Annotated in this window: 11 protein-coding genes; 5 read left to right on the forward strand and 6 right to left on the reverse strand. The window is 69.0% G+C overall.

Features of this window, described 5'->3' with window-relative positions; genetic code table 11:
• The 4 genes from ACFYVR_RS03360 to ACFYVR_RS03375 are packed head-to-tail and all read right to left on the reverse strand — an operon-like array spanning nt 1 to nt 4,045.
• Complete coding sequence (locus ACFYVR_RS03360; RefSeq protein ID WP_387469578.1) at nt 1-1,422, reverse strand: cytochrome P450; 1,422 nt, start codon at nt 1,420-1,422, stop codon at nt 1-3.
• Entirely contained in the window at nt 1,419-2,222 is an 804-nt protein-coding gene (locus ACFYVR_RS03365) for an SDR family oxidoreductase (protein WP_387469580.1), read from the reverse strand. Before ACFYVR_RS03365 ends, ACFYVR_RS03360 begins: the two co-directional genes overlap by 4 nt.
• The gene (locus tag ACFYVR_RS03370; RefSeq protein WP_387469582.1) at nt 2,222-3,451 is read right to left on the reverse strand and encodes a cytochrome P450; all 1,230 of its coding nucleotides are present in this window, start codon (nt 3,449-3,451) and stop codon (nt 2,222-2,224) included. The genes ACFYVR_RS03365 and ACFYVR_RS03370 overlap by 1 nt, the downstream gene beginning before the upstream one ends.
• Nucleotides 3,452-3,454: 3 nt before the next feature.
• Nucleotides 3,455-4,045, reverse strand: a complete 591-nt coding sequence (locus ACFYVR_RS03375; RefSeq protein ID WP_387469584.1) for a TetR/AcrR family transcriptional regulator — start codon at nt 4,043-4,045, stop codon at nt 3,455-3,457.
• Nucleotides 4,046-4,212: 167 nt separating this feature from the next.
• Between ACFYVR_RS03375 and ACFYVR_RS03380 the strand changes: the two genes are divergently transcribed.
• The 5 genes from ACFYVR_RS03380 (at nt 4,213) to ACFYVR_RS03400 (ending at nt 9,442) form a co-directional block, all read left to right on the forward strand.
• Nucleotides 4,213-5,685, forward strand: a complete 1,473-nt coding sequence (locus ACFYVR_RS03380; protein ID WP_387469586.1) for an aldehyde dehydrogenase — start codon at nt 4,213-4,215, stop codon at nt 5,683-5,685.
• 35 nt (nt 5,686-5,720) lie between these two features.
• A complete protein-coding gene (locus ACFYVR_RS03385) occupies nt 5,721-6,470 on the forward strand; it encodes an SDR family oxidoreductase (RefSeq protein WP_387469588.1) in 750 nt (249 codons plus the stop codon).
• Nucleotides 6,467-7,369: an NAD(P)-dependent oxidoreductase gene (locus ACFYVR_RS03390; RefSeq protein WP_387469590.1), complete on the forward strand. Its 903-nt coding sequence runs from the start codon at nt 6,467-6,469 to the stop codon at nt 7,367-7,369. Before ACFYVR_RS03385 ends, ACFYVR_RS03390 begins: the two co-directional genes overlap by 4 nt.
• Nucleotides 7,370-7,503: 134 nt before the next feature.
• Nucleotides 7,504-7,878 (forward strand): carboxymuconolactone decarboxylase family protein, encoded by a 375-nt coding sequence (locus ACFYVR_RS03395; RefSeq protein WP_387470330.1) that lies wholly within the window; start codon nt 7,504-7,506, stop codon nt 7,876-7,878.
• Nucleotides 7,879-7,972: 94 nt separating this feature from the next.
• The gene (locus ACFYVR_RS03400) at nt 7,973-9,442 is read left to right on the forward strand and encodes an FAD-dependent oxidoreductase (protein ID WP_387469592.1); all 1,470 of its coding nucleotides are present in this window, start codon (nt 7,973-7,975) and stop codon (nt 9,440-9,442) included.
• Here the strand turns inward: ACFYVR_RS03400 and ACFYVR_RS03405 are convergent.
• Nucleotides 9,403-10,437, reverse strand: coding sequence for an LLM class flavin-dependent oxidoreductase (locus tag ACFYVR_RS03405; RefSeq protein ID WP_387469595.1), 1,035 nt, complete (start codon nt 10,435-10,437; stop codon nt 9,403-9,405). The genes ACFYVR_RS03400 and ACFYVR_RS03405 overlap by 40 nt on opposite strands.
• A gap of 34 nt (nt 10,438-10,471) precedes the next feature.
• On the reverse strand, nt 10,472-11,326 hold the full coding sequence (locus ACFYVR_RS03410) for an LLM class F420-dependent oxidoreductase (RefSeq protein WP_387469597.1): 855 nt from the start codon (nt 11,324-11,326) through the stop codon (nt 10,472-10,474).
• Nucleotides 11,327-11,424 lie beyond the last annotated feature (98 nt).

Consider the following 11,424-nt stretch of genomic DNA (forward strand, 5'->3'; position numbering starts at 1 on the left):
TCACACCTCGCTCGTGTGTGCGACCGGGCATCCGGCCGGTGCCGCGGCGGCCGTGCCTGCCGTCCGGGCGCGCACGGTTCGCCTGCGGTACCGGACCTTGCACGGCTGCTGCAGCTGCACGACCATCTTGCTGTGGTCGTTACGATAGCTGTCGGGCGGCTGCGCCATCTCGAATTCGAAGTCCCGCAGCAGAATCGAGAAGATCGCCTTCAGCTGCATCTGCGCGAACGAGGCGCCGACGCAGCGGTGCCTGCCCGCACCGAACGGAATCCAGGTCCACCGGTTGACGATGTCCTCCTGGTTCGGGTCGATGTAGCGGCCCGGGTCGAACGTGTCCGGATTCGGGAAGTCCTCGGGAATCCGGTTGGAGATCGCGGGAGTGGCCGCCACGAGGTTGCCCTCCTCGATCGCGAACCCACCGACCTCGAAGTCGCCACGAGCCACGCGCAGCAGGATGATCAGCGGCGGGTGCAGGCGCAGCGTCTCCTTGATCACGGCCTCGAGCACCGGGATCCGACGCAGGGCGTGGAAGCTGATGTCCGCGCCGTCCGAGTACAGCTCGTCGAGTTCGGTGGTGACCTGCTTCATCGTGTCGGGATGTCGCAGCAGTTCGATCAGCGACCACGCCGCGGTGCCGGAGGTGGTGTGGTGGCCCGCGAACATCATCGAGATGAAGATGCCGGTGATCTCGTCGGCGGAGAACCGCAGGGTGCCGTCCTCGCCGGGGATCGACACGAGGACGTCGAGCATGTCCCTGTCCTCCCTGCCCCGAGGAGGATTCGCGATCCGGTCGTTCATGATCGCCTGCACGAGCTCGACGAGCGCGAGACGGGCCGCGTCCCGGCGGCGGAAGCTCTCGATCGGCGCGTAGGGGTCGACGAAGGCGATCGCGTCGGTCCCCTGTTCGAGCTCGTGGTAGAGCCTGGCGAACCGGTCGTCGAGCTCGTCGCGGAACTTCTTGCCGATCAGGCAGGCCGAGGACGTGTAGATGGTCAGTTCGGCGAAGAACTCGAGCAGGTCGATCACGCCCTCGTCTCCCCAGCCGGCGAGCATGTTCTCGACCTCGACACCGATCGTCGTCGCGTGGCCCTTCATCTGTTCACCGCGCAGCGCGGAGTTGTGGAGCATCTCCTTGCGCCGTTCCGGGCTGGCGTCGAACACCACGCCCTCACCGAAGATCGGCTTCATGAACGGGTAGGCGGCCTGCTGGTCGAGGTCCTCGTCGTCGGAGCGGAAGAAGAACTCGTTGGCCTCGGCACCGGAGAGCAGCACCACGTCCCGGTCGACGAGCCGGAAGACGCCGACGTCGCCGCACTCCGCGCGGACCCGGCGCATCAGCGCGATCGGATCGGTGCGCAGTTCCTCGAGATGGCCGTGTTCGTGTTCGCCGCCGGACACCCGGGGCGGGTTGGGGAGCGTCATCGGGTGGCCTCCTCGCTCTTCGGAAGGGGTGCGAGCGGCGCCTCCGGCTGCACTTCGACGAGGACCAGGTGTGCTCCACGAGGCGCGCTCACCACCGCGACGATCGCGTTCGCGAGGTCGGATCCGCGCAGCATGAAACCGTGCCGGGCGAATCCCCACGTGGCCCACTGTTCGGCGACGGGGGCGAGGATTTCGGGCGTCGAGTCCATCCCCATGCCGGTGAAGGTGGGTCCGGGTCGGACGATGGATGCGCGAATCCCGGTTCCCTCCAGTTCCATTCGCATCTGGCGTCCCATCGCCTCCAGGCCGGCCTTCGCGGCGTCGTAGGCGCCCATCCCGGGCCGCGGACGGTCCGCGCAGTCCGAGCCGATCAGGACGAAGTCGCCGCGGCGACGTTCCCGCATACCGGGCAGGACGCGATGGGCGACACGCTGGGCACCGACCAGGTGCACGTCGATCTGCTTCGCGAAGCGCACCGGGTCCATCTCGTCGGCCATGCCGAATTCGAGGTCGCCGGCACCGGACACGGCGATCTCGATCGGCCCGAGCGCCGCCTCGGCTGCGGTGACGAACGCGTCGACCGAGTCGCCGTCGGTGACGTCGAGGAAGTGCGCGAACGCCTCACCGCCGTTGCTGCGGATCTTCTCCGCGATCGCCTCGGTCTGTTCGATGCGACGCGCGCCGAGCGCCACCGGGTGGCCGAGTTCGGCGAGGGCGTAGGCGGTCGCCTCGCCGATCCCGGAGGACGCACCGCTGATCAGGGCGGGCCGGCGGGCGGGATGGGGTTCGAATCTGGGCATCAGCGCACCTGCACCTTCACCGGCAGGGCCGCGAAGCCCCGCACGTTCGTCGAATGGACCCGTTCGATTCCGGCCTCGTCGACCTCGTAGTCGCGGACCCGGCGGGCGAATTCCGCGAGGGCGATCCTGGCCTCGAGCCGGGCGAGGTGGGCGCCGAGGCAGAAGTGCACGCCGCCACCGAAACTCGCGAGCTTGTTGGTGGAGTCGCGGCCGATCCGGTACTCGTCGGCGTCCTCGAACACCTCCTCGTCCCGGTTCGCCGAGCCGATCAGGAGCAGCATCTTCTCCCCCGCGGGCACGGTCCGCCCGTGATACTCGAGGTCGACCGTGGTGGTGCGGGCGACGATCTGACTCGAGGTGTCGAAGCGCAGCGTCTCCTCGACCCACTCGGAGACGCGATCCGGGCTGCCGAGCACCTGCGCCACCTGATCCGGACAGTGCCCACCCCAGTAGAGGGCGTTGCCGAGCAGTTTGGTGGTGGTCTCGTTCCCGGCGACCACCATCAGGAACATGAAGGCGAGAACCTCCTGGTCGGAGAGCTCGTCCCCGTCGATCTCGGCGTCGAGCAGGGCGGAGGTCAGGTCCTCGGTCCGGGACCTGCGCCGCTGGTCGATCATCTCCCGGTAGTAGGTCATCAGGCTGATGGAGGCCTCGACCGACGCCTGCGGCACGTCCAGGACCCCGTCCTCGCGGTGGACGACGAGATCCGCCAGCCGGCGCAGTTCGGCGCGATCGGGCTCGGGGACGCCCATCAGCTCCGAGATCACATCCATCGGCAGCTTGCCCGCGACCTCGTCGATCCAGTCGAACTCCCCCGACTCGAGGGCGGGATCCAGGTAGCGCCTGGTCAGTTCGAGGATGCGGCCGTCGAGGGCGGCGACCCGGCGGGGGGTGAAGCCACGAGAGACCAACTGCCGCAACCGCATGTGCCGCGGGTCGTCCATCGCGAGGAACGACATCACCAGGTGGGCGTGCGGCCCGTACGCCGCCGGATCCAGCGAGACCCCGTTGGCACTCGACAGCCGGCGGTTGTCCTTGAACGCCTCCAGTACGTCCGCATGCCGGGACAGTGCCCAGAACCCGATGTCCGGGTTGTGGTACAGCGGCGATTCCTCACGCAGTCGCCGGTACGTCGGGTACGGGTCGTCGTGGAAGTCGTAGTCGTACGGGTTGAAGACCACCGGATGGATCAGGGCGCCGGCGCCGGTCGCACCAGTCGGATCTGTCATGTACTACTCCAGAATTATTGTGGCGGAACGCTCCAGTTGATCGGCCAGGTTCTCGTAGGAGCCGTAGCCCATGCCGGCCCGGAGCAAGGCCCCGGCGTACAGAAGTTCGAGAGTCTCGAGCACGTTCGGGTCGTGGCCGACGCCGAGTGCGTTCTCGAGTCGTTCCCGGATCTCGAGCCCGATCCGCACCCTGAGGTGTTCGACGTCGGGATCGCTTCCGAGCAGCGCATTGGTCACCGCGGCGGAGAGTCCCGGCTCGCCGGCGAGCAGCAGCGCGATGTCCCGCAGCACCGTCACCACCCGAGCCGTCCGGTCGAGACCGTCCTGTTCCGGTCGCGGCGACTGCGAGAGCCGACGCCAGAACACCTCGGCGACGAGGTGCTCCTTCGACGAGAAGTAGGTGTACGCCGTCGCCGGTCCGACTCCCGCGCGGGCCGCGACCGTCCGGACGGTCAGACCGGCGAAGTCCTCCTGCCGGAGAACCTCGACCGCTGCCGCGCAGAGGCGGTCGACGGTCTCCGCCTGTTTGGGGGTCAGGCGCCGACGGGTGGACTCGAAGCTGCTGCTCACACTGCTAGACACGTGTCCAGACATTACTACAGATTCCCTCTCGCGGCACCACGGCACGGTCTCGTGTCACGACGACCCCCTTCGCTCGGTCGAACGGGCGAACACGGCGAGGACACCGGCCGGAACCCGTTGCGCCTGACATTTGTTCGAACTATAGTCCAGACACCTGTCCAGCAGAGAGGTTTTGCGCCATGACGCTTCGACCGGCCGACAGTTCGGCACTTCTCGTCGACGGAAAACTGATCCCCGGGTCCGGCGGCACCTTCGACATCGTGAACCCGGCCACCGAGGAGATCGTCGGCCGCGCCGCGGACGGCACCGCAGCGGACATGGACGCGGCGATCGCGGCGGCTCGACGGGCATTCGACACCACCGACTGGTCCCGCGACCACGCCTTCCGCGCCCGGTGCCTGCGCCAGCTGCGCGACGCGCTGCAGTCACACCTCGAGGAACTGCGCGAGATCACGATCGCCGAGGTCGGCGCACCGGCCGTGCTCACCCACGGACCTCAGCTCGCCGGCCCGATCGAGGACCTGGGCTACTGGGCAGATCTCGCCGAAAACTATTCGTGGGAGCAGGATCTCGGAAACGCCACCCCGATGGGAGTTCCCACCCACCGCCGCCTGCTCCGGGAGGCGGTCGGAGTCGTCGGCGCGATCACGCCGTGGAACTTCCCCCACCAGATCAACTTCGCCAAGCTCGGTCCCGCGCTCGCCGCGGGCAACACGGTGGTGCTCAAACCGGCCCCCGACACACCGTGGTGCGCCGCGTTGGTCGCCGCGGTGATCGCCGAGGAGACCGAGATCCCGGCCGGTGTCGTCAACGTGGTCACCTCCACCGATCACGCCCTCGGCGCCCAGTTGTGCAGCGACCCGCGCGTGGACCTGATCACCTTCACCGGGTCGACGGTCACCGGACGCGCCGTGATGGCCGCGGCGTCGGAGTCACTGAAGAAGGTCTTCCTCGAACTCGGAGGCAAATCCGCCTTCATCGTCCTCGACGACGCCGACGTGGCCGGCGCCAGTTCCTACGCGGCGTTCTCCGTGACGGTCCACGCCGGGCAGGGCTGCGCACTGTGCACGAGGCTGCTGGTGCCGCGCGAGAAGTACGACGAGGCCGTCGCGGCCGCCGCACAGGCGATGGCCGGCGTCCGGGTCGGCGACCCCACCGACCCCGGCACCGTGTGCGGACCACTGATCTCGGCGAAGCAGCGGGACCGGGTCGAGAGCTACCTGAGACTGGCGACCGAGGAGGGCGGCACCGTCGTCACCGGCGGCGGCCGCCCCCGAGACCGGGATCGCGGCTTCTTCGTCGAGCCGACTCTGATTGCGGGACTGGACAACTCGTCGCGGGTGGCGCAGGAGGAGATCTTCGGCCCGGTCCTGGTGGTCCTGCCCCACGACGGTGACGAGGACGCGATCAGGATCGCCAACGATTCGACCTACGGGCTGTCCGGGGCCGTGTGGGGCACCGACCCCGACCGCATCGAGCACGTCGTCGCGGGGGTCCGCACCGGGACGCTCGGCGTCAACGGCGGCCTCTGGTACTCCGCCGACGCACCGTTCGGCGGCTACAAGCAGTCCGGCATCGGCCGCGAGATGGGCGTCGCGGGCTTCGAGGAGTACCTCGAGACCAAGCTCGTCGCCGGTCCGGCCACCTCCTGAATCCCCTACGAGCACACAGAAAGCAGGACAGCGGAATGGGACGTTTCGACGGACGCACCGCCATCGTCACCGGTGCGGCGCAGGGTATCGGCGAGAGCTACGCGAGAGCACTCGCTGCCGAGGGCGCCAACGTGGTGGTCGCCGATCTCAACGCCGAACTCGGTGAGCACGTCGCCAAACAGATCGTCGCGGACGGCGGTTCGGCGGTCTTCCAGCGGGTCGACGTGTCGGACGGTGCGTCGGCACACGAACTGGCCGACACGACCATCGACAGGTTCGGCAGCATCGAACACCTGGTGAACAACGCCGCGATCTACGGGGGCATGAAGATCGACTCGCTGCTGACCGTGGACTGGGACTACTACCGCACGTTCATGAGCGTCAACATGGACGGCGCGCTGCAGGTGTGCCGGGCCGTGGTTCCCCACATGCGGGCCAAGGGCGGATCCATCGTCAACCAGTCGTCCACCGCGGCATGGCTGTACTCGAACTACTACGGCCTGGCGAAGGCCGGGATCAACAGCCTCACGCAACAGCTCGCCACCGAACTGGGCTGGTCGAAGATCCGGATCAACGCGATCGCACCGGGACCGATCGACACCGACGCCACCCGCACCGTCACCCCCGGCAACATCGTCAAGGACATGGTTGCGCGGATTCCCCTGCAGCGCATGGGAACCCCCGAGGACCTCACCGGCCTGTGCCTGTTCCTGCTCTCCGACGAGGCGAGCTGGATCACCGGTCAGATCTTCAACGTCGACGGCGGGCAGGTGTACCGCTCGTGACCGCACCCGACTCGCAGCACCCGACCGTCGGCTACATCGGGCTCGGGAACATGGGCGCGCCGATGGCCACGAGGCTCCTCGACCGGCCCGGTGGCCTGGTGGTGTGCGACACCCGACCCGAGGCGGTCGAGCCGTTCGTCTCCGGCGGTGCCCGTGCCGCCGCCACCCCGGCCGCCGTCGCCGCCGAGGCGTCGGTGATCTCGGTGACCGTCGTCGACGACGCCCAGGTCCGCGACGTGGTCGCCGGGCCGGACGGCATCCTGTCCACCGCCCGCCCGGGGACCGTGGTCGCGGTGCACTCGACCATCTCCGACACCACCGCCGTCGACCTGGCGAAGACCTGCGAGGGCGCGGGCGTGCACCTGGTCGACGCCCCCGTCAGCGGCGGAGCCATGGGCGCCCAGCAGGGCAGACTCGCCGTCATGGTCGGGGGCAGCGACGAGGCGTTCGAGGCGGTACGCGAACCGTTCGGCCGGTTCGCCGAACTGGTGGTGCACGCCGGCGGCGTCGGCGCCGGCACACGCATGAAGCTGGCCCGCAACCTGCTGCACTTCATCTCCTTCACCGCCGCGACCGAGGCGCAGCGGCTCGCCGAGGCAGCCGGCCTCGACATCCGGACACTGGGCAAGGTGGTCCGGCACACCGACGCGATCACCGGCGGCGCCGGCGCAATCATGCTGCGCGAGAGCACCGATGCGCTCGCGCAGTCCGATCCGTGGTTCCCGATCCTGGCGCACACCCGCAACCTCGGTGAGAAGGACCTGTCGCTCGCGCTCGACCTCGGCGACCGCCTGGGCATCGACCTCCCGCTCGCCGTCCGCGCCATCGCCGGACTCGGCTCCGGGCTCGGCGTCGGACCGGGCGAGATCGCCACGACATTCGTACAGGAGAACGCATGACCGAACAGAACCGGATCGGCGAGGACGCGATCAGCGACACCGCCACCACCGGGATCGGCGAGACCGGCACCAACGGGATCAGTGAGATCGGCACCAACGGGATCAGTGAGATCCGGGCCCGCGGGCTGAAGACGATGAAGACGGTGTACGGCTGGGACATGCCGTCGGGCGACCTCGGCGACTTCTACAGTCAGACCGTCGAGCACCTCTTCGGCGACATCTGGAACCGGCCGGGTCTGACGATCCGCGATCGCCGGCTGCTGGTGCTCGGGGCGCTGACCGCGCAGGGCCAGTCCGACCTGGCGAAGGTGCAGATCAATGCGGCGCTGCAGAACGAGGAACTGACCGAGGAACAGCTGGAGGAGATCGTCATCCTCCTCGCGCACTACGTCGGCTGGCCCCTCGCGAGCGGGGTGAACAGCTCCCGCATCGCGGTCGTCGCGGACCGTGCCAAGGCCGCCCGTGCGGCCGCGAAGGCGGCCGCGACCGAAAACGGTTCCACTCCGTAACGCAATTTCGCCGCGCAGCCGGCGGTCAGCCGAAATACTGCACTGTGGGCACCCGCACAGCAGGCATCCACCGACGAGAAGGACCCGATCATCCATGGCCGAGGCCACCCCCATCCGTCCCCAGCCCGCCGAGACCGTCACGACCTGGCACCGCGAGGTCGACGTGGTGATCGCCGGTTACGGCATCGCCGGTGTCAGCGCGGCGATCGAAGCCGCCCGAGCCGGCGCCGAGGTGCTGGTGCTCGAACGGACCAGCGGCTGGGGTGGCGCGGCGGCCCTGGCCGGCGGGTTCATCTACCTCGGCGGCGGCACGCCGCTGCAGAAGGCACTCGGATTCGACGACACCCCCGAGAACATGAAGGCCTTCATGATGGCCGCCCTCGGTCCCGGTGCCGACGAGGAGAAGATCACCGACTACTGCAACGGCAGCGTCGACCACTACAACTGGCTCGTCGAGAACGGGGTTCCGTTCAAGGAGAGCTTCTACGGGCAGCCCGGCTGGGAGACGCCGTTCGACGACGGGTTGATGTACTCCGGCGGCGAGAACGCCTCGCCGTTCACGGAGATCGCCACCCCCGCCCCGCGCGGCCACATCCCGCAGATGACCGGTAAGCGGACCGGCGAGAAGGGCGGCGGCTACATGCTGATGAAGCCGCTCGTCGAGACCGCCGAACAGCTCGGCGTCCGAGCCGAGTACGACATGCGGGTCCAACGGCTGGTGACGGACGCCTCCGGCCGCGTCGTCGGCATCACCGCCAAGCAGTACGGCAAGGAACTCGCCATCCGCGCGCGTCGCGGTGTGGTGCTCGCGACGGGCAGCTTCGCCTACAACAAGGAGATGGTGCAGTCGTACGCGCCGCGGCTGATCGGCAGGCCCGGCGCCGCGATCGAGGAACACGACGGCCGGGCCATCCGGATGGCGCAGGCACTCGGCGCGGACCTGGCGCACATGGACGCCACCGAGGTCGCGTTCTTCGGCGACCCGCAGCTGATGGTGCGCGGCATCCTCGTCAACGGCCGCGGCCAGCGGTACGTCAACGAGGACACCTACCCCGGTCGGATCGGCCAGGAAACCTTGCTGCGCAACGAGAACCAGGCATACCTGATCATCGACGAGGCCGCCTACGAGGAAGGGTGCGCGGCGACGAGTTCGACACCGTTCTTCCGGTTCCAGCCCAAGTGGGTGGCCGAGACGGTCGAGGAACTCGAAATCGACATGGGCCTGCCCACCGGGACACTGCAGGCGACGGTCGAGGTGTACAACCGGCATGCCGCGAACGGTGAGGATCCGGTCCTCGGCAAGAAGCCCGAATGGGTCAAGCCGATCGGCTCCCCCGTCGCCGCGCTGGACCTGCGCAACTGCACCGCCGGCTTCACCCTGGGCGGTCTGCGCACCACGATCCACTCCGAGGTCCTGCACGTCTCCGGCGAACCCATCCCCGGCCTCTTCGCCGCGGGCCGCTGCACCGCGGGCGTCTGCGCCGGCGGCTACGCGTCCGGCACCTCACTCGGCGACGGCAGCTTCTACGGCCGCCGCGCCGGCATCTCCGCAGCGAAGGGCTGACAGTGTCGGGAAGGATCGGCCCCGGTTCGCGGGGCAGATCCTTCCCGACACGAGGGCAGGACCGTCTCGCTGATCAGCCGCAGGCTCTCCCACGACGGCTCCTCCGGCATCCCGCCGCACAGCGGATGGCTGGTGACGACGGTGATCTCGCCGGATCGACACAGGGCGATCAGCTCGTCGGGCGTGTGCACCTGGTAGACGCCCGCCGACCGCAGTTCGTCGACGGTGGTCGAGCCGTCCTTCACGTGCGAATCGCGGTCACCGATCCACGCCCGGTACGCGAGGGCATCGGCGAGCAGGTGGTGGCCGTACTTCGCCCAGAACGCATCGGGGTCGTCGGCGCAGAACACCGTCGCCGGTCCGGGCGGCGGCAACATCACGAGTCCGGGCTCGCGGCCGCGTGCCCGGCACTCGTCGACGTAGAGACGCTTCAACGCACGGTCCGCGACCTCGGGCTGGAAGTGCAGTCCCAGTCGAGCCGCCCGGACTGCGGACGCGGGGACACCGCCGCCGTAGAACATCACCGGGTGCGGCGCGGTGAGGGGCGCGGGTGTCACCGTGCCGCTGCCCCAGGCGTCGAAGATCCGCGTCATCGCGACCTCGAGGTCCCGGGCACGCGACTTCCAGGGCCGCCCGAACAGCGCGTACTCCTGGGGCCGGTAGCCCAGACCCACGGTGTACGTCACCCGCCCACCGCTGAGGTGGTCGAGGACGGCGATGTCCTCGGCGAGCCGCAGCGGTTCGTACAGGTTCACCACCAGTGCCGCAACGGAAATCGGTATCCGCGTGGTCCGGGCCGCGAACGCGGACGCCGCCAGCAGCGGACTCGGCAGGTAGCCGTCGTCGGAACCGTGATGCTCGGACAACGTCAGTGCCGCGTGACCGTGCCGGTCCACGTACGCGGCCTGGTCGAGCGCCAGCGCGAACAACCGACCCCGCGCGTCCGCGGCGTAGCCGGGAGCACGGAAGTCGTAGCGGGTCACGAAGTACGTCACGGGCCCTCACTCTCGGCGGGGGTGCTCCAACCCGTCAGTGCGCCGCGCGGTCGAGCTTGCCCGCGAGCCGCTCCAGGTACGCCGTCGCGGTGTCCTCGTCGGCGTCCGGCAGGCCGTAGACGACCTCGTCGACACCGAGATCCTCCCAGCGTGAGAGCGTTTCGGGCACCGGCTTGCGGTCGAGGACCACGATCCGCGGCGAGCCCTCCCGGCCGGCGGCCTCCCACGTCTTGCGCAGCAGCACCACGTTGTCGTCGATGTCCCGCTCGATCGGGGTGGTCATCCACCCGTCCGCGGACCGGGCGATCCACGTGAAGTTCTTCTCGTTGCCCGCGGCGCCGACGATGACCGGAACACGGGGCTGCTGGATCGGTTTCGGCCACGCCCAGCTCGGACCGAAGCTGAGGAACTCGCCCTCGTAGGACGCCTCCTCCTGCGACCAGAGCGCCTGCATGCCCTCGAGGTACTCGCGCAGCATCGTCCGCCGCTTACCGGCCGGCACCCCGTGGTCGGCGAGTTCGTCGAGGTTCCACCCGTAGCCGACACCGAGCGTGACGCGTCCCCCGGACAGGTGATCGAGCGATGCGATCGTCTTCGCGAGGGTGATCGGGTCGTGCTCGACCGGCAGTGCCACCGCCGTGCCGAGCCGGATCCGCTCCGTCACCGACGCGGCGGTCCCGAGCGCCACCCACGGATCGAGTGTGCGCATGTACCGGTCGTCGGGCAGGGTCTCGTCCCCGGTCTGCGGATGGGCGGCGTCCCGCCGCACGGGGATGTGCGTGTGTTCCGGAACGTAGAACGCGTCGAAGCCGTAGCGTTCCACCGCGCGCGCCGCGGCCGCGGGGGTGATGCCGCGGTCGCTCGTGAACAGCGTGATTCCAAACTCCACCGATGCCTCCTTGCGGCCCAACCGGCCTGCGGTCCGATCGCCTCGACCCTAGTTGGCTGGACACCTGTTTATCAAGGTGTCCAGAAAATCCGTGAACA

Source organism: Rhodococcus sp. NPDC003318 (assembly GCF_042879035.1).
Lineage (GTDB): Bacteria > Actinomycetota > Actinomycetes > Mycobacteriales > Mycobacteriaceae > Rhodococcus_G.